The following is an 18430-nucleotide window of genomic DNA, read 5'->3' as shown; positions in this document are numbered from 1 at the left end:
ACCCGATTCTATGCGCCGTCACCCCCGGCTCCGGCGCTCATCGCCGGGCGCGGGGGACCGGCCCTATCTTTGGGCGATCCGGAACAGCGCGCCGGTGGGGTCCGTGAGGGTGGCGATTCGCCCAAACGGCGTGTCCTCGGCGGGATGGACCACCTGGCCGCCCAGGGACGTGGCGATCTCCACCCCGGCGTCGGTGTTTTCAACGGTGAAGTAGTTCTGCCAGTTGGCCGGCACACCTTCAGGCAGGAAATGGGAGGCGTCCATGATGCCCGCCCGTGAGTCCCGCCCGGATCCCAGCGTGGTGTAGCGGAAGTCCTCGGTGTCACTCATGACGTCCGTGTCCCAGCCGAAGACGTCCTGGTAGAACTTCACCGACGCCGCGTAGTCCCGGGCGTGGAGTTCATGCCAGTAGGGGGTGCCGGGTTCGCCCTTGGCCTGGAACCCGGTGTGGCCGCCGAACTGCCAGGCGCCGATTGCGGCTCCGCCTGCGTCCCCGAGCATCGCCATGTGGCCCTGCTCGGGCACCTCCATGGGCCCCATCAACACCTGGCCGCCTGCCGCCACGGCCGCGTCGGCTGTCGCCTGGATATCCTCCACCCGCAGGTACGTTGTCCAGACATCCGGGTACCCGGAGCCGGCGTCGTTCTTCATCATCCCGGCCACCATCGCACCGTTGGCGAACGCCGTGATGTAGCCGCCGTACTTCTCCTGGTCGCCCTCCTCGTAGGTCCAGCCGAACAGCCGGGTGTAGAACTCGCCGGACTTCTCCGGATCCGACGTCATGAGGTCGATCCAGCAGGGATCACCGTTGGCGATGGTGGGCTTGGGCATGGGGACTCCTGGTGTTCGCAGGTGTGGACCGGGCAAGGCCCACCCTAACGCTGCCCGCCGCAAAAGCCGAGGAGCGCCGGCACGGCCGAATATACGGTGGTTGCCGTGCCGGCGCTGGCCATTCTTAGCCTTCGCCTTCCGGGTTCCGCAGCCTGCGCCTGATCAGGAGCCCGGCCACCACCAGGCCGATGACCAGGACGCTCCCAACTACCCCTGCCGCAACCAGCGGCCCCGGAACCCCTGGGCTGGCGGATGCGGGGCTGGCAGCCGTAGTCGCCACCGGCGTGGCATTCGGGCCGCCGGCGGTGAAGGTGAAGGTCCCCTCGATGGGGTGGCCGTCCGAGGACACCACCCGCCACACCACCTTGTATTTCCCCTGGGGAGCTCCCGGCTTGACCGCCTGGCTGACCTGGTTGTCAACGATTTCCACGGGCCCATCCGCCTGGTCGGTACCGCTGGCATCCTCAACGCGAACGATCGAGTTGATGGCAATGGGGGTGTGGTCGAAGGTCAGCTCGATCTTCGCCGGCATCGCGCTGACGGTGGAACCGTTGGCCGGGTTGCTGGACTCGAGGGCGTCGTGCGCCTGGGCCGGTGCGGAAAAGACCAACAGGATCGCGGCGGTGGCCAGCGGCAGCAGCAGGCGTACCTTCCGGGCCAGGATGATGCGGGGTGACGTTTTCTTCATGATCCGGCCCGCCCTACTTGCCGGTGGGGCGGGTCCGGCGGGCGGCGAGGACCATGCCCAGCGCCACGGCACCCAACACGAAGCCGGCAGCGCCGAGGACCACGCCCGACACCGACGTGCCGTCGGTGGAAGCCTGCTTCGTCTCGGACGCAGCCTCGGCGTTCGGTGCCGCGGACGCTGGGGTGGAGGCAGCCGCGTCGTCGGCCGTTGTTACAAAGGACGGTGCCGGATGCTGGGGTTCCGGCTGCCCTTCAGCGCCCTCTTCGTCCCACTTCACCACGCTGCCGTCCGTATAGGTCTGGGCCGCCTTCAGGGTGACCTTGGTGCCCTCGGCGGGAAGCCGGCCCACGGACAACGAGAACGCCTGGTACTGGTTCTGGCCCAGCTGGTGGGATTCGTCCGCAGTCCAGACCACCGTGGTGGGCGCCTTGGTAACCGTCGTGCCGGAGACCTTGACGGGTTTGGGCAGGTCACTGGTAATCACCTGTGCCGTCCACCCCTCAACGGGTTTCACGGAGACGGAGGTGAAGGGGGTGTCAGCTGGCAGCGTGACCTCGAGCTTGCTGGTCTTCGCTGTGGGGGACTCGTTGGGGACGTTGAACGTCAGGTGGGAGTAGCCGTTGGCGGCGGTATCGTCCGGGTTCACGCTGACGTGGGCGGACGCGGCGGTGGCGCCCGCGGCCACGATTCCGGCGGCGGCAGCGGCAGCTGCAAGGGTCTTGAGGGTACGGCGGAGTGAGGTGTTCAAGGCAAGCCTTCCAAAGGGTGCGCCAAAGAGGCCGCTAGTGGGCGGCGGCGCAGGAAAAGGGGACAACGCGGCGGCCCTGCCTGGTTTCGGCGGGTTGGGCACGTCGCGGAGCGTCTGCCGCCTAAAGGGCGGCGTGGAAGGAAGGCGGCCCGCGCAGCGCAGGCAGGCGCAGGTTCCGCCACCGGAAAGGAATGACGACGGCGGCCGGCGCGGCAATGTGCGGCCACTCCGGGATGGCGACGGCGGCCAGGATCCGGACCAGGGGGCGCAGCCATGCGGCCAGGGCCCACACTGCCGCCTCGCCCCGGGCAAGGACGAGGGCGGTGGCCACTGTGGCCACCGCGTGCAGGGCCAGCATCAAGGCTCCCGGCACGGCGGCGTGGCCCGGCGCGAGGACTGCAGCCATGGAGGAGGCCGGGAGGGCACCGTGTCCATGGGCGCCGTCCGCCGGGGTGAAGGTCGCGGAAACCGATAGTGCATCGAAGGCCCAGTGGAGCGCCAGTTGGCTGGAGGCCAGGAGTCCGGTCATCGCCGGCGCATTGATCTTTGTTTTCGAGAGGATGGTGACCGGGGCCAGTACCAGCGCCACGATTCCGGCCAGGATTACCGGCGGGGGCAGTATGCCGCCGGCCAGTAGGTGGGCCCCTGCGGCGAGGGTCAGCATGGCGGCGGTGAAGGCTATGGCCCGGGGGACGCGGAACGGAGCAGTCATGCCAGTCGCCGCCCTTCCTTCCACAGTTGCCATCTTCCACTGTAAAGAACGGGCCGCCATGGCCGGTAATCAGCTGCACGGTGTGGAGGAAACCGGAGGGGGCAAAAACAGCAAAGCCCTTGGCCGGGGCCAAGGGCTTTGCTGGGAACTGCTGGGTGGCGCGCTACTCCGCGAGCTTGGCGACCGAGTGCGCCCAGATGAAGAACTTGTTGGTGCCCAGATCCTTGACCGTCTTGATGTTAAGGGCTTCCTTGAGCTTCTGGGCGTCGCTTTCGGACAGTCCCTTCAGCGCTTCCACCGGCGCCTTCGCGAGGTCGTCGATGCCCTTGTCGATGTATTCCTTGTCGAACTTCGAGTTGATTCCAGTCATACTGTCCTCCTGGTGTCCGGTTGGGGCGTCACTGTGCCGGGGGGCACATTCGCCATTCAACCACGCGAGATGCTTTTCTGCGCGGGTTTTGTTGCTGGACACCAAGTAGTCCCTAATCTGAACTTCAGGTACCGCTTTCCCTGTCCCCGGCTTGTATTCCCCACTAGCGTGCGGGGCATGAGCACAGATCGAGGGGTATGGGTCAAACCGCTGGACCCTGTTCGCGTGGCGAGGGCCAAAGCCGCTTTTACCACCCGGCGGGTGGTACCGGAGCGGATAGCATCGCTGGTGTCGGGCGCAGTCCGTCCCCGCTCGGGCGATCTTGTGCTTGCCCGGATCGTACAGTTGGGCCACCACCGCCACATCGAACAGCCAAACGGCCGGCGCGCCGTGCTGCACGATGACGACGAAATCATCGTCACCTACGGTGACCGGTACGCCACCGACCAGTTCGAATCCCGGGTCCCCGCCACCCTCGGCGAAACCCAGCTGGTCGCCTCCGGCGGGATCGCCTCGGAGGTGCTGAGCAGGAGTATGGCAGTCCGGCGGGCAACGGAAATCGAGCCACTTGGGCTCTTGGGGGACGCCAAGGGGCGCCCCCTTAACATCCAGGATTTCGCCCTGCCGCCCGTTTCACCCCATGTTCCCCGTCCCCGGACCATCGCCGTGATCGGGACAGCCATGAATTCGGGCAAGACAACCACCGTGCACTGCCTTGTCAACGGGCTGAGCAAAGCGGGCGTCGCTGTGGGGGCCACGAAAGTTACGGGAACAGGTTCCGGAAACGACTACTGGTGCATGCTCGACGCCGGCGCCCACCTGATGCTCGATTTCACCGACGTTGGCCTCGCCTCAACGTACCGCCAACCAATGGAGGTGCTGGAGACGAAGTTTGCTGAACTGGTGAACCACCTGACGGCGTCGGGCGCCGCCCTAAACCTGGTGGAAATCGCCGACGGAATCTACCAGGACGAAACGTCCCGCCTGCTGGAGGCGAACGTCCTGCGAAACATGGTGGACGCCGTCATATTCGCCGCCCCTGATTCGATGGGCGCGGTAGCCGGGGTTTCCCACCTCCAGAAACTGGGGCACAAAGTCCTTGCGGTAACGGGACTCCTGACCCGGTCCCCCCTGGCCATCCGGGAGGCCGCAAAAGTGACAGGGCTGCCCGTGCTGACCCGTGAAGAACTCACCGAGCCTGGTACCGCGGCATCCCTCCTCGGGATCCAGGACGTCCTGGCGGCCGCACAGGCGGACAAGGCCGAAACCGCTGTTGAAGTCCAGGCCGAGCCCGCAGCCAACGAAGTGATCATTGGACCCTTCACCTCATCACCGGAGCGCCAGCCTAGGCCAAAGCCGGGATTTTTCGGATTCCCCAGGCCCAGCACTTCCGCGGGAAGCGCGGACCTGTGGTGAACGCAGCGGCCGGAAAAGACAGGCTCTACAGAATTCCAGGCAAGGTCTACGCCAAAGCCATAGCCATTGGGCTGGGACAGGTGGCCACGCTGGTCGCCTATATCTTCCTGCTGCGCCTGATTGTGGACGGACTGGCCCCGGCCACGGTAGGAGCCGCTGCGGACCTGCAATGGAGGTGGGCCCTGATCCAGGCAGGACTGCTGGGCCTCGTGGCACTGCTGCACGGCTGGCTCCGCGCAGCCGGTTTCAATGTTGCGGAGACTGCCGGCTACGAAGCTGTACGTGTGCTGAGGATGACGATGTACGGCCATTTGCAGGGCATGACGCCCCGCCAATTCCAGCACCGGGCCCGCGGCGGCCTTTTGCTGCGCTTCCTCGGTGACCTTTCAATGACACGGCTGTGGATCAGCCGGGGGGTGCTGAGCGGAATCATTGCCGCGATCGTCATGGTGGGCGCGCTGGCTGTCCTGTTCTTTTTCAGCGTCTGGATGTCACTGGCCATCGTGGTGACGGTGGCCGTGGGGGCCGCCGCGTCCTTCCTTGCCGGCCAACGCATGCGCCAGGCGACGCGTGTCATGCGCCGGCGACGTTCGCTGGTGATGAGCAACATCGACGAGCAACTCAATGCCCAGCCCGTGGTGCAGGTCTTCGGCCGGTCCGCAGGGGAATACAGCCGGCTCTCCCATCAAAACGACGAGCTGACCCGGGCACTGGTAAGGGTCGCGCGGCTTCGCGGCTACCTCCGCGGAGTCTCCACCGCCTTCGCGTTGCTGGCCTTGGGGGCGGTCCTCACTGTCGGCCTCTTTGAAGTCCGGCGGGGGACAGCGACCATCGGCACTGTGGTGGGTTTCGTCGTCGTAACCCGGCAACTGTCCGGGCCGGTACGTACCCTGGGCCTGGCCCACGACTACTGGCACCGGGCCCAGGTCTCCGTGGGCAAAATCAAGGAATACCTCCGCAGTTCCACCCGGGACCTCGACAGCGGCGGCCATGCTCCGCTGAGAGTCCGGAAGGGTTCCATCAACTTCATGTCCGTGTCGGTGCAGGGCGCGCTGAGCGAGGTCGACCTCCAGGTAGCCCCGGGGGACGTGGTCGCCATCACCGGGGAGGGCGGCAGCGGAAAATCGACCCTGCTGGGCCTGGTCTCCCGAACTGTGGACCCGGACGGCGGATGCGTGATTATCGACGGGCAGATGCTCAGCAAAACCGCCCTACGTTCCGCCTCCCGGTGGATTGGGGCTGCCGGGCCCGAGTTGCCGCTGATGCGCGGCTCCCTTTGGCGCAACATCACTTATGCCTCCCCTAGAGCCTCGGAGGAGGAAGTGGAACGGGTGCTGTCTGCCACGGGCCTGGACGAGATGCTCCTGGATCTTCCTTACGGGTTGCAAACGTGGGTCACGGAGGGAGGCCTCAATCTCTCCTACAGCCAGCGGCAGCGGATAGCCCTGGCCCGGGCGCTGGTGGGCAACCCGCCGATCCTGCTCCTGGATGAGCCCACGCTTGGCCTTGACCAGAAGGCCAAGGCCGACTTCGCCGCCATTTTGGCCCGCTATGACGGCACAGTCCTGATTGCCACGCAGGATTCCCGGGAGATCGCCATGGCCAACACGGTGGTTGTCCTTAAAGGCGGAGCGGTGGCCGAGGTCATGTCCGGCGAGGAGTACCGGGACAGGGCGTGGCTGGAGTCAAACCTGAGCGGGGAACACCGGCTGTACGGCAACCAGGAAAGCGGCGCGTAATGCACCCCAAGAAGCGCGACAGGGTCCTCATCGCCGCCGCACTGGCCGTAGCGCTGGGCGGAACCGGGGCGTTGGCGGCCAACTACGGTGCAACGGAAGCCGCCCACGTTGAATCAATAGATCTTGCGGCCGGGGCCTTGGAGGATGAGCAGCTGTCCATCCAGTTCCTGGGGGACACCATGCTGGGCGACGGTGAGGCGCCCCTGGCAGACGCTGCAGCCTACGAGGCGGCGATGGCGGCGGTCCTTCCGATGATCGATGGGGACCTGGTCATCGCCAATGCAGAAGCTCCAATGACCTACTCCACCCAGCCCCTGAGTCCCGGCAAGCAGTTTTCGTATCACGCGGACCCCATGGCGGCCTGGGCACTTTCCAAAGCAGGCATTGATGCGCTGGGTCTGGGTAACAACCACTCCATGGATATGGGAATCGCAGGCCTCGAGGACACCGTCAAGTTGTCCGCAAACTCGGGCATGGACACCTTTGGGGCCGGCCACACCCTGGCAGAGGCGGAACGGCCGCTTATCTGGCACACGGATATGGGGACGATCGGCGTCGTCGCGCTGGGGGAGAACTTCGGGAAGGCCACGCGGGCAGACGAAATCACCGCCGGAACCGTTGTTTTCAGCCCGGAAACTGTTCAAAGGGGCTACGACCTGGCCCGTGCTGCCGGCGCTGACTGGGTCATCGCCTACGTGCACTGGGGCGACAACTATACGGAAACCCTCCCTGAACAGCGATTCTGGGCCCAGGCTATGGTGGATGCCGGCTACGATCTGATTGTCGGCACCGGTCCCCACATTGCCGACAAAATCGAATACATCGACAAGGTGCCTGTCGCCTACAGTCTTGGCAATTTCGTTTTCGGCACCCCGGGACGCTTTGCTTCCTTCGGTAAACAAGGGGTGGGGTTATCGCTCAGCGTGGAATTGAGGAAGGATGCCCCGGCCCAGTTCGTGGTTAAGTGCTTCAACACCGACAACGCCATGACCGGCTTCCTGACGCAGCCCTGCACTGCACCCCAAATGGTCAGCGCCATTCCCCTGGTCCATCCGGCGCTTCAGATCCAGGGCGATGCCGCCAGGATGCCGTGCCGCTGTTTCGAGCCGCGGGAGTGAGTGCCCGCCGCGTCCGGAGACGCAGAAGGCCTGTTCTCAGGATGCTGGCGGTCGCACTCAGCCTGATCGCCTTCGCAGTTTCCTGCACTGCCGCCCCCGAAGGAACCCCGGCAGGACCGACGCCGTCCAATCGAGGAGGAGAAATGGCAAGCCCCGCTGCCACCAGTTCACAAACACGGATGATATCGCCGGGTGAGACGGGGGATTTCACCTTCAGCGGCCAAGGTCCACTGCAGGACCAGCCCATCCGCGTCTGGTACAAGGCGCCGGACGATCCGTCGTCGGCTCAGATTCTGATGGTCATGACGGGGGCGCACCGCGACGGCGAGTCCTACCGTTCGGACTGGCTGCCCCTCATCCAGAACAGCAACACGCTGCTGCTGGTGTTGGAATTTTCCAAAGACGACTACCCGGGCGCCGCCAGCTACAACCAAGGCAACATCCTCGACGTCGCCGGCAATATCAACCCCCCCGAGTCCTGGAGCTTCAACGTAGTGGAGTCACTCTTCCAGGCAGTGGTCCGGGATACCAACAACAGAACCGAAAACTATGCGCTCTTCGGCCATTCGGCGGGAGGCCAGTTTGTTCACCGCTTCATGGAGTTCACCCCAACGAACCACGTCAGCGTCGCAGTCGCAGCAAACGCCGGCTGGTACACCATGCCGGACCAAAGCGTTGAGTACCCGTACGGATTGAAAAACTCGCCGCTCGCACCCAAGGCGTTAAGAGACGCCTTTTCCCGGCGCCTGATCATTCTCCTCGGCGCCGACGACGTCGACCCGAAAGATGCGATGCTTCAGCGCGACCGGCATACCGATGCCCAAGGCGACAACAGGCTGACGCGCGGGTTGGCGTTCTACCAGGCCTCCCGGAATGCAGCCCGGGAGGGGGATCAGTTCAACTGGGCCTTGTCCGTCATACCGGGTGCAGCGCACGACCACAAACTGATGGCTGCTGCGGCGGCGCCTTTGCTCCTCGAAGCGCGATAGTCCCTGGATGCCCCGTATAGCGATGACCGAAAGCGGCCACCGGCGGAGGAAAGCTTCGCAAAACTACTAATCATGCTTACTATTGGTGGGCGTGGGCTGCCCGCTGGGGGCAGAGCACCCGCGCCGCACTGGAGGTCTCACAAGCATGGACAACGAAATGCGTCCTCTCACCGACGAAGAACTGATGTCCGAACAGGCCACAGCCCTGCCGGACAAGGAAGTAGCATCCGTCCTGGACCTGAACGCGGACCTGGACCTGGGGATCAATGCTGCAGCCCCGATCGACCTGGCCGTCGCCGCCAATGCGAACGTGGCCGCGCCGATTGACGCCGCCGCGTCAGCCAACATCCTGTCCTATGGCTCCGACGCGCAGGCCTTGTCCAGCCAAGACGCGGCGATTGACCAGGGCATCGTGGCCGACGCCAATGCCAACTCCGCCCAGGACAGCGTAATCGGCCAGGGCGACGGCACCACCGACACGGGCACCGCCGGAACCACGGATGGGACCACCGGAACAGCACCTGCGCCCACAAGCACCGGTGGCGTCACAGACGCAGCGGGTGCGCTGAACGGCAACCTGTTGAACGTCGACGTGAACCTCGATGCGGACGCCGCCATCGCCGCCCCCATCAACGGTGCCGTCGCCGCGAACGCCAACGTCGCAGCCCCCATCGACGCGGCCGTCGCCGCCAACATTGGCTCCATCGACAGCCAGGCATACGCGATCTCGGACCAGAGCGCCACCATCTCCCAGCACATCGACGGAGCCGCCAACGCCACGGCCGGCCAGCAGTCCGACCTGCAGCAGTAAGCCAAGATGACCCAGACCCAAGGCGGCCCGCCTGCCCAGGCGGGCCCGCCGTCGTCGGGCGCCGGCCTTTCCCAGGATCCGCCGGGCCGGACCATCACGACGGCGGGAGCCCACCTTCCTGCGCTGGCCGACGGCGTGCAGCTGCTTGGGCCGGCGGAAGGCTCCGGCTACCGGGAGCCGCCGTCCTTGGTGCGCCGCGGCGATGGGCAGACCCTCCAGCTGACCCGGCTCCTGTACCTGGTGCTGGAGGGAGCCGACGGGACGCGCGACCTGGAGGCCATCGCCCGGCACGTCAGCGACGGCTCAGGGCGCCTGGTCAGCGCGGACAACGTCCGCACGCTGATGGACTCCCAGCTGCTGCCGATGGGCCTGCTCCGGCTCGCCGACGGCAGCCAGCCCGAGGTCAGGAAATCCAACCCGCTGCTGGGCCTGCGGTTCCGCTACATCGTGTCCGATCCGGAGCGCACGCGCAGGATCACCGCCCCGTTCGCCGTGCTGTTCCACCCGCTGCTGGTGGTGGCCGTGACGGCCGCGTTCCTGGCCGCATGCTGGTGGGTGCTCATGGTGAAGGGCCTGGGCTCCGCCACCCATGAGGCCTTCGAACAGCCGGCCCTCCTGCTGCTGATCCTCGCAGTCACCATCCTCTCCGCCGGGTTCCACGAATTCGGCCACGCCGCTGCCACCCGCAAGGGCGGGGCGACGCCCGGAGCCATGGGGGCCGGGCTGTACCTGCTGTGGCCCGCGTTCTTCACTGACGTCACGGATTCCTACCGGCTGGGCCGCGGCGGCAGGATCCGCACCGACCTGGGCGGACTATATTTCAATGCCATCGTGGCGGTGGCCATCATGGGCCTGTGGTGGGCCACCGGCTTCGACGCGCTCCTGCTGGTGGTGGTCACCCAGATCCTGCAGATGGTCCGGCAACTGATCCCGCTGGTGAAATACGACGGCTACCACATCCTGGCCGACGCCACCGGTGTCCCGGACCTCTTCCAGCGGATCAAGCCAACCCTACTGGGGATCCTTCCGTGGCGGTGGGGAAACCCGGAAAGCAGGGTGTTGAAACCGTGGGCGCGGGCCGTGGTGACCATCTGGGTCCTGGTCACGGTGCCGGTGCTGCTGTTCAGCATGGTGATGATGGTGCTGTCCCTGCCGCGGCTGTTGGCCACCGGGTGGGCCAGCGTGGGCAAACAGCAGGAGGCGCTGGCAGCGAGCCTGTCCTCGGGCGACGCCCTGGGCGTGACCGTGCGGGCCCTGGCCATTCTTGTGGTGGCCGTCCCGGTGCTCGGCGTGCTGTATATCGTGGTGCGGCTGTTGCGGCAGTTGGTCACCGGCTTGTGGCAGAAGACCCGCGGCAAACTTGCCCAGCGGATCGTGGCCATGAGTGCCGTGGGGGTCCTCCTGGCGGGACTCGCGTGGGCATGGTGGCCCGACGCCGGGACGTACCGCCCGGTGCAGGCCTACGAGCGCGGAACGGTGGGGGATGCCGCCCGGGCGATCCTTCCCACGCACGACGGCGGGGCGTTGCGGCAGGGCGCGGCGGGACGAACCGTTGCGCTGTGGCCTGCCGGCACGGCCAAACCCACCCGTGATAACCCGCAGCTGAGCATGGTGCTGGTACCGGAGGGTTCCTCCGCCGCTCCATCTGCCGGCCGCGGTTCCTCCGCTGCGGCGCCGTCCTGGGTGTTCCCGTTCGACCGGCCGGCTGCTCCCGAGGGTGACGGGAACCAGGCGCTCGCCGTCAACACCACCGACGGCTCCGTCCAGTACAGCGTGGCGTTCGCCCTCGTATGGGCCGACGATGGCCAGCCCGTCACCACCACCAACGAGGCCTATGCCTTCGCCAACTGCGCGGGCTGCGCAGCGGTGGCCGTGGGGTTCCAAGTGGTGCTGGTCGTGGGGCAGGCGGACGTGATCGTGCCGCAGAACCTTTCCGCGGCGGCCAACTACAACTGCCTGGACTGCCTCACCTACGCCTTGGCCAGCCAGCTGGTCCTGACCCTTGATGGTCCGCTGGACGGTGACAGCAAGCAACAGCTGGAAGCGCTGTGGGCCCAGATCGCCGAATACGGGAGAAACATCCGCGACGTACCGCTTTCCGATATCCAGGCCGCGCTCAACGGGTTCAAGGAACAAATCACGGCCGTCGTCAGGGGTGCTTCGGTGACCCCGGCCTCCGCCCCGGCGCCGACTGTTTCGGCAGATCCCAGCCCAGGTCCCTCATCGTCCAGGGCCGTCATGGAACCGTCCAGTCCGGGGACGGTCCCTGCCGGTGATCCCAACCCAGCCCCGACGTCCGGTGCCACCGCGCCGGCGGGGCAATACACGGAAGTGCCGCAGCCGACGTCGTCCGTTGTGCCCACTCCTGACGCCGAGTACGGCTCGACGCCTGTTCCGGCGCCCACCTCCAGCGCAGGCTGAAGGGTATTGGGCGGTCAGCAGGCTTTGGGCGGCCCTGCGGGAGTGGACGCTGCCGCCATCCGCCAAATGCTTCCGTCCCAGGACATTCGGTAACGGAGTCCCCAGTCGGAGCACGTTTGGCCGCCGGGACCGTCGGCAGCGGCCTGCTCGGTGCGGAGGACGACATCTGCCGTCAGCTCGTTGCCGGAGCCGCTGATGGTGTTGACGGTCAGGGCGCGCCAGAAGGACGTTCCCAGCCCGGAACTCCACTTGGCCAGTCCGCCTTCGCTGGCCTGCAGTTCGGGCGTCAGGACGGCAAAGGCGGTGTCGTAGGCCGCCCGGTTGATGGCCTGTCCATGGGTGAGCAGGCTTTGGATGACTTTGGGTGCCTGCTCGTGGTCCGAATGGTTGGTGGTGATGATGTCGCTGCTGGAGGTCTGCGCCTGGTTGTCGCAGCTGGCCTGGGGCACCGGTGTGCTGCGGCGGCCCCAGTCCGTCAGCGCCGCGGCGGCCGACGGTGCCGGGGCGGCGTAGCCCACGCCCTCGGCGCCGTAATCGTTCTCGTCACGGGTGCCCAAAACCCAGGCCCGCTTCGAACTGACCACTCCGACGACGCTGCCGTCCATGAGGAGCAGCGGTCCGCCGCTGTTGCCCGGGTTAATGGCCGTGTCTGTCTGGATGAGGCCGCGGACCCTTCCGGCGGGGAGGCTGACTTCCTGGTCCAAAGCGCTGACGCGGCCGGAAGTGAAGGCAAGTCCCCGGTCCAGGGGGAAACCAAGCGCTGCCACCTCAACGCCCTGGGAGGGAAGGTCGGGAGCGAGCCGGAACTTGTACCCGCTCAGTGGCGTGGGCGTCCGCAGCAGGGCCAGGTCAAGGTTGTCATTGATCCCCAGGACCGCCGCCGACGTGAACTGGCCGTTCACCGAAACGTTGATGGCGGCCTCGTTCTTTGCCACGTGGGCCGCCGTCATGATCAGGTCATCGCCCACCAGGAAACCGGTGCCCACGCCGCCGCCATCGCAGAGGGTTACGGCAACGCGGGCCACCCCTGACCTGACCAGTTTCACCGTCTCCGCCCAGTCTTTTGGTGCCGTCGGAGACGGGGTTGGTGTCAGCGAAGGCGATGCTGACGCAGTGGGCACGGCGGCCGCGGTAGAAGACGACGGCGCGGCGACGGTCGCGGACGTGGAAGGCGGAGAGGAAGTGCTGGGTGCGGCCTGGGGCGGCTGGCATGCTGTGGCGAGGAGCAGGACGGCAACCGCCGGTGCAAAGCGGACAATCCGGCGCGAGGCTGCGAACATCGGGCTTCCTTCCCCCAAGGTGGTCCCTGTCCAGCCCCAGTTACCGGTCCAGTAGCCTCACGCTAACCACGCTGAGGTCCGGGCCACAAGCACATCCACTACCTAACCTGGGGCGGAGGCTACCCCTGTTGGGTGCCCACCTCGCTCTGGGCAACTGTTCCGCAACGGCCTTTGCTGGGAAAACGCTATGAGTTCTTCCGCACTCCCGCGTGGTTGCGGGGGCAGGTCCGCAGGGCGCGGATTCTGGAGAGTAGGGTAAAAACGTATGGTTGCCGGCAAGGAAGAAGATCCGGAGACACGAATGCCCGAGCGAGTCCCGTTCCGAACTTCCCCGACCGCACCCCGGAGCAGGAACGTGTTCCGCGCCACGGGAATTACCATTGGCTGGTTCCTGGGTTTCATCGGTGTCAGTGCCCTCTGTGGCGCCCTGGTCGCCGGGTTGATGGTACCCGCAGCAGCGCTGACCGAGACGGCAGTGTCAGGTGGCTCCGCCGCACTGACCACCGACCTCCCCAATGATGTGTTCTCCGCGCCGCCCGCGCAGATGACGCGTGTCCTGGCGGCGGACGGTTCGCTGATCGCGACGCTTTTCGACGAGAACCGGACCCGGATCCCGCTCGACCAGATGTCGCCCAACATCAAGAACGCGATCGTGGCGGTCGAGGACTACCGGTTCTACCAGCACGGCGGCATTGATCCTGAGGGCATCTTCCGGGCGCTGGCGGTCGACGCCGCCGGCGGCCACCAGGGCGCGTCCACGCTGACCCAGCAGTACGTAACGAACATGCTCAACGAGAACCTCATTGCCCAGGGCAAGGACGCCCAGGTGGTGCTCAACGGGCAAAAGGGCGTGAACCAGAAGATCCAGGAGATGAAGCTCGCCATCGGCCTGGAGGAGAAGTACTCGAAGGACCAGATCCTCGCCGGGTACCTGAACGTCGTCGGCTTTAACGCCAACGCGTACGGCATCCAGGCGGCGAGCCAGTACTTCTTCTCTGTTGATGCCAAGGACCTCACCCTGCCCCAGGGGGCGCTGCTCGCCGGGCTGGTCAACGGCCCGTCACTTTACGATCCGACCGTGCACCCTGAGGCGGCCAAGGGCCGTCGGGACCTGGTGCTCGACGCCATGCTGCAACACGGCTACATCGACCAGCAGCAACATGACGACGCTGTCGGCACTCCCATCCAACTCAAGGTCAACCCGCCGAAGCAGGGCTGCGCCTACGCATCCCAGGCACAGTATTTCTGCGACTACGTCCTGCACCAGATCGAGAACGACCCGGCCTATGGCGCCACCCTGGACGAGCGGGACCAGAAGATCATGGCTGGCGGCCTGACCATCAAGACCACACTGGATCCGCGCCTGCAGGGACCGGCCCAGGCGCAGGTGGACGCCACGGCCGGTGCAAATCCGGACAAGTGGGGCGCCTCCCTGGTGACCATCGAACCGGGCACCGGCAAGGTCCTGTCCATGGCGCAGAATTCACGGAAACTGCCGGACCAGGGTGCCGGGTTTGTCTCCGACTACAACTTCAACGTGGACAGCGGCGATGCTGCAGGGAACAGCCTCGGCGGTGTGGGAGGCATGCAGCCCGGATCAACCATGAAGCCGGTGACCCTGGCCGCCTGGCTGGGCGAGGGCAAATCGACCAACCAGGTTGTGGACGCTTCCAAGCGCCGCTATGGCATCTACTACCCGTGGAAGACCACCTGCCAGCCGGTGCACGGCTGGTTCGACAGCACAGTTCCGCAATCCTCGGACCTGCAAAACGATGAGCCCAACTGGTACCGGCCCATGACCGTCAGGGAAGGCATTTACCAGTCGATCAACACTGCCACGTTCGCTTCGCTCGCCGGACTTAACGATTTCTGCGATGTCCAGCGTGCCGGCGATGCCATCGGCCTCCACCTGGGCAGCGGAGGTGGCGAAAAAATCGACCTCTCGACCCTGGGCAACATCCTCGGAAGCCAGAACGTCGCTCCGCTGACCATGGCCAACGCCTTCGCCACGTTCGACGCCAACGGGACCTACTGCGCGCCGATGTCCATCACCGAGGTTGACGATTCCCAGGGCAACAAGATCGGCGGCCAAACGTCTTCCTGCCAGGCCGACGCCCTGAAACCGGACGTCGCCAAGGCCGTCACCAACGTCCTCCAGGACGTCCTCACCAAGGGCTCCGGCCTTCTGATCCCGCAAAAGCTGGGGGTTCCTGATGCCGCCAAGACCGGAACCAACGAGTACAACAACCAGACCTGGGTGGTTGGCTACACGAAGGGCCTGGCGACGGCGTCCTTCTTCGGCGACCCCTTCAACGGCGGCCCGACCCGGTTGGGCCGCAACATCACCGTCAACGGCAAGTTCTACCCGGCAGTGGACGGTGCATTCATCGCCGGGCCGCAATGGGCGCAGTACATGCAAAGTGCGGTGGGGCTGTACGACCACGGCAATTTCGATGCGCCGCCGCAGAACCTGATCAGCGCCCCCGGAACTGCCTCGCAGCCGACGCCATCCAAGGGCAAGTGACGCGGATTCCGTTTTCGACACGCAGAATCTTTGACGCACCGGCTATCCGGGGGTCGCGGTGGAGTCTGCGGGTCGCAACCCCCTACGCGGATCGATGACATGGCCAAGGGAAGCTGCGCTCCATATACGAAGGGCCGGCCTGCAGTCGTCGAACTGCAGGCCGGCCCTGGATGTGAACAAAGGTCAGGGCGCAAAACCCGATGTTGTCAAGGAAGCGAACGGTGCTGTCCCCAGCGCGTTTCCGGCCAAGTCCGTGAGTCCTGTTCCCGGGGTGTAGCCAGGCTTTCCGGGAACGACTCCGACATTGAGCACACCCGCACCCGAGCTTCCATTGGGCGCATTTCCGAACGTAATGGTCAGTGCGTTATTTGTACCGTCCCACGTAAGGGTGGACGGAGTTCCCTTTGCCCCGAACGAGGCTGGGCTGCCATTCAGGTAATCCCCGCCCAGCGTGACCGTACCGAGGCTGCAACCGCTGAACGAGAAGGCCAGTGAATCGTCGCTGCCTTTATCGGTGATTGTCGCGGTTCCGGACGGAGGGGTCGTCCAGTTGGAGCACACCGTGGTTTGATCCAGCTTCTTCGAGAATGTGATGGTGACGGTGTCGCCGGCATCAGCAGAGGCCTTGCTGGTATTGGTCGAACCACCATTGGCCAGCTTGACTCCCATGACAGTTGGGGGAGTGGTGTCCTTGATGGTGTTGCCGGAAGCGGTGGCCGTACCCGGGTTTCCTGCTGCATCGGTAGTTGCCGCCGTGTAGGTTAGGGCGCCATCAGCCAAAGTTGAGATGTCCACAGTTGTCGACCACGACGTCCCCGTGGGCGTCACTTGGGCTGTCACTGGTTTGAATGCGGAATCCCTGACGGTGACGCTTACGACGGTTCCAGCCTCCGTGGTGCCGGTTACCTTGCTGCTGCCGCTGGCAAACAACGGGGCAGTGATGGTGGGGGTGGGCGCGACGGTGTCTTTGGTGTCCGACGTTGTGGCGGGGCTGCTGGTGTTGCCCGCTGCATCGATAACCGTGACCGTGTAGGTCACGGTGTCATCCTTGAGGGACCTGAGGTCCAGGTTCAGCGACCAGGCGCCATTGCTGGCAATGGCGGTGCCCGTAACTGCGGCGGGGGACCCTGGGCTCATGGCCGAAACAGATACGGTCGCCCCGGCTTCCGCGTTGCCCGAAACGTTGATGGACGGGGCGGTGGCGGCATTGATAAACGTCGGGACTTTCAGGGCCGTAGCGGCAGCAGGGGCCGAGATGTCCTTGATGCTCGTGGCGGTCCTGGCTGGGCCTGTGTTGCCCGCGGCATCCGTTGCCGTTGCCGAGAACGTCACGGTTCCCTCGTTCAGGCTGCTGAGGTTCAGGGTGGCCGTCCATTTGCCTGTGCTGTCCGCGGTGGGCGTTGCAGCGGGTGCGGTGTGCGCGGCCCCTGCGTCAGTGGCCGTGAGGGTGATCGTCGCATTCGCCTCAGCGGTCCCGCTGACGGTCACTCCGGAAACCGTCGCCAGGTTCACAAACTGCGGTACGGACAGTCCAGGAGCCCCCGGCGCCTGGGTATCGATCTTGACCGTCTGGCTCTGCGCCGTTCCGGCGTTGCCCACCTTGTCCGTCGCGAAGTAGGACACCGTGTGCGTCCCGTCTCCTGCCACCGGGACGGCGGCGACGGAGCCGCTCACCGTCTGCTGCGCGCCGCCGTCGACCGCGTACTTAATGGAGGCGACGCCGGAACCGTTGGTGCCGTCGTCGGCCGTGAGCGTCACGGTGACAGGGCTGGTGTTGTTCCAGCCGGCAGCGTTGGGCGTGGGCGAAACGGAAGCAAAAGCAGTGGGCGGGGTGGCATCGCTGCTGATGCCGTTGCTGCGCGGGCTCTCGGCGCCGGTCCACAGCGCGATGGCCGGGGTGACGGTGTAGTACCAGGTGCCGCCCGGGACGTTCTGCTCCGTGCAGGTGAGGGTGGTGACGGTCCCCGCGCAGCCGCCGGTGGCCGGGGTGGCGGCCCCGCCGGTGGCTGCTGGGTAGCGGGCCACCGTGTAGCCGGTGGCGGCCCGGCCGTTGACGGTGGTGCCGCTGGCCCAGGTGACCGAGAGTGCGGCGCCGTTGGCGCTGACGGCCGGCTTGGAGCCCGGCGTCAGGGCGTCGGCTGCGGCCGCTGCGTTGCTGCTGCTGGTGGTGGAGGCCCAGAACGCGTAGGCGGCGGTGCCCGAGCCGAGCAGGAGCAGGACCGCGGTAATGATCCAAGCGAGCCTGCGGGACGGGCGGCGGCCAAAGAAGAGTGCTGCGTTACGGACGGCGAGGCTCATTTGCGGACCTCCGCCGTCACTGGAACGCTGAATGTTGCGCCCTGGCAGGCGGCGAGCGAGGTGGTATCCATGGTGGCCGCTCCGGGGAGGGTAATGAGTGCTGACGAGTTCGCGGCAACGTAGGTTGCGGGGGCGAGAGGTGCGGCAGTGCCGGTGAAGATGACGCCCGTAGTGGTGCATCCGAGGTGCGCGGTGTCCGCTGTGACAGGCCCGTTGCCGGTGACGCTGTAGACCTGTACCGCATACGGGTTGGGGTTGGTCAGGCGGAGGACGACGTCGGCACTGCCGCCAGGGTAGAGGGCCGCCTTGGGGTTGTCGCTTTCGACGAGGGCGTCCACGGTGACGGCCTGCATGGTGCCTGCGGCTGCCGATCCGCTCCCGGCGCCCGTGCCGCTCCAGAAGGCGTAGGCCGTTCCGGCGCCGGCGGTCACGAGGAGTCCGGCGAGGGCAGCTGCCTTGAGCCCCCGGCTTCTTGTGGGTGTCAT

15 protein-coding genes are annotated in these 18430 nt (G+C 66.0%); 7 read left to right on the top strand and 8 right to left on the bottom strand.

The annotated features are described in order from the left end of the window. Positions 1 to 63: 63 nt before the first annotated feature. The 5 genes from ACZ9J7_RS02575 to ACZ9J7_RS02555 all read right to left on the bottom strand — a co-directional run bounded on the left by ACZ9J7_RS02575 (position 64) and on the right by ACZ9J7_RS02555 (position 3349). Positions 64 to 831, bottom strand: coding sequence for a VOC family protein (locus ACZ9J7_RS02575; RefSeq protein ID WP_476206763.1), 768 nt, complete (start codon positions 829 to 831; stop codon positions 64 to 66). A 124-nt stretch (positions 832 to 955) separates the two neighbouring features. After that, positions 956 to 1519: a copper resistance CopC family protein gene (locus tag ACZ9J7_RS02570; protein WP_476206761.1), complete on the bottom strand. Its 564-nt coding sequence runs from the start codon at positions 1517 to 1519 to the stop codon at positions 956 to 958. A 13-nt stretch (positions 1520 to 1532) separates the two neighbouring features. Then, the gene (locus ACZ9J7_RS02565; RefSeq protein ID WP_476206759.1) at positions 1533 to 2267 is read right to left on the bottom strand and encodes a YcnI family copper-binding membrane protein; all 735 of its coding nucleotides are present in this window, start codon (positions 2265 to 2267) and stop codon (positions 1533 to 1535) included. A gap of 121 nt (positions 2268 to 2388) precedes the next feature. Next, positions 2389 to 2979 (bottom strand): hypothetical protein, encoded by a 591-nt coding sequence (locus ACZ9J7_RS02560; protein WP_476206757.1) that lies wholly within the window; start codon positions 2977 to 2979, stop codon positions 2389 to 2391. 163 nt (positions 2980 to 3142) lie between these two features. After that, the gene (locus ACZ9J7_RS02555) at positions 3143 to 3349 is read right to left on the bottom strand and encodes a hypothetical protein (protein ID WP_307359209.1); all 207 of its coding nucleotides are present in this window, start codon (positions 3347 to 3349) and stop codon (positions 3143 to 3145) included. A 177-nt stretch (positions 3350 to 3526) separates the two neighbouring features. Here ACZ9J7_RS02555 and ACZ9J7_RS02550 point away from each other — a divergent pair, with 177 nt between their 5' ends. From ACZ9J7_RS02550 to ACZ9J7_RS02525, 6 genes are all read left to right on the top strand, one after another. Next, positions 3527 to 4765, top strand: a complete 1239-nt coding sequence (locus ACZ9J7_RS02550; protein ID WP_476206755.1) for a DUF1611 domain-containing protein — start codon at positions 3527 to 3529, stop codon at positions 4763 to 4765. Continuing rightward, positions 4759 to 6504 carry an ABC transporter ATP-binding protein gene (locus ACZ9J7_RS02545; protein WP_476206753.1) on the top strand — a complete coding sequence of 582 codons (1746 nt, stop codon included), beginning with the start codon at positions 4759 to 4761 and terminating at the stop codon, positions 6502 to 6504. Before ACZ9J7_RS02550 ends, ACZ9J7_RS02545 begins: the two co-directional genes overlap by 7 nt. Beyond that, positions 6504 to 7622 (top strand): CapA family protein, encoded by a 1119-nt coding sequence (locus ACZ9J7_RS02540; RefSeq protein ID WP_476206751.1) that lies wholly within the window; start codon positions 6504 to 6506, stop codon positions 7620 to 7622. The genes ACZ9J7_RS02545 and ACZ9J7_RS02540 overlap by 1 nt, the downstream gene beginning before the upstream one ends. Before the next feature lie 143 nt (positions 7623 to 7765). Further along, the gene (locus tag ACZ9J7_RS02535) at positions 7766 to 8611 is read left to right on the top strand and encodes a hypothetical protein (RefSeq protein WP_476206749.1); all 846 of its coding nucleotides are present in this window, start codon (positions 7766 to 7768) and stop codon (positions 8609 to 8611) included. A 157-nt stretch (positions 8612 to 8768) separates the two neighbouring features. Then, positions 8769 to 9422, top strand: coding sequence for a peptidoglycan-binding protein (locus ACZ9J7_RS02530; protein WP_476206747.1), 654 nt, complete (start codon positions 8769 to 8771; stop codon positions 9420 to 9422). Between the two features lie 6 nt (positions 9423 to 9428). Continuing rightward, the gene (locus ACZ9J7_RS02525; RefSeq protein WP_476206745.1) at positions 9429 to 11843 is read left to right on the top strand and encodes a hypothetical protein; all 2415 of its coding nucleotides are present in this window, start codon (positions 9429 to 9431) and stop codon (positions 11841 to 11843) included. A 14-nt stretch (positions 11844 to 11857) separates the two neighbouring features. Here ACZ9J7_RS02525 and ACZ9J7_RS02520 read toward each other — a convergent pair whose 3' ends face one another. Beyond that, positions 11858 to 13123: a S1C family serine protease gene (locus ACZ9J7_RS02520; RefSeq protein ID WP_476206743.1), complete on the bottom strand. Its 1266-nt coding sequence runs from the start codon at positions 13121 to 13123 to the stop codon at positions 11858 to 11860. A 301-nt stretch (positions 13124 to 13424) separates the two neighbouring features. On the opposite strand from ACZ9J7_RS02520, the gene ACZ9J7_RS02515 reads away from it, so the two are divergent. Next, positions 13425 to 15647, top strand: coding sequence for a transglycosylase domain-containing protein (locus tag ACZ9J7_RS02515; RefSeq protein ID WP_476206741.1), 2223 nt, complete (start codon positions 13425 to 13427; stop codon positions 15645 to 15647). A 183-nt stretch (positions 15648 to 15830) separates the two neighbouring features. Here ACZ9J7_RS02515 and ACZ9J7_RS02510 read toward each other — a convergent pair whose 3' ends face one another. Both ACZ9J7_RS02510 and ACZ9J7_RS02505 read right to left on the bottom strand, forming a co-directional pair. Then, the gene (locus ACZ9J7_RS02510; RefSeq protein WP_476206739.1) at positions 15831 to 17945 is read right to left on the bottom strand and encodes an OmpL47-type beta-barrel domain-containing protein; all 2115 of its coding nucleotides are present in this window, start codon (positions 17943 to 17945) and stop codon (positions 15831 to 15833) included. Further along, positions 17942 to 18430, bottom strand: a complete 489-nt coding sequence (locus ACZ9J7_RS02505; RefSeq protein ID WP_476206737.1) for a hypothetical protein — start codon at positions 18428 to 18430, stop codon at positions 17942 to 17944. The genes ACZ9J7_RS02510 and ACZ9J7_RS02505 overlap by 4 nt, the downstream gene beginning before the upstream one ends.

It is taken from the genome of Pseudarthrobacter sp. TE9888 (genome assembly GCF_056279345.1).
Note: the sequence above shows the minus strand (reverse complement) of the source record. Positions and strands in the feature narration are given on the sequence as shown.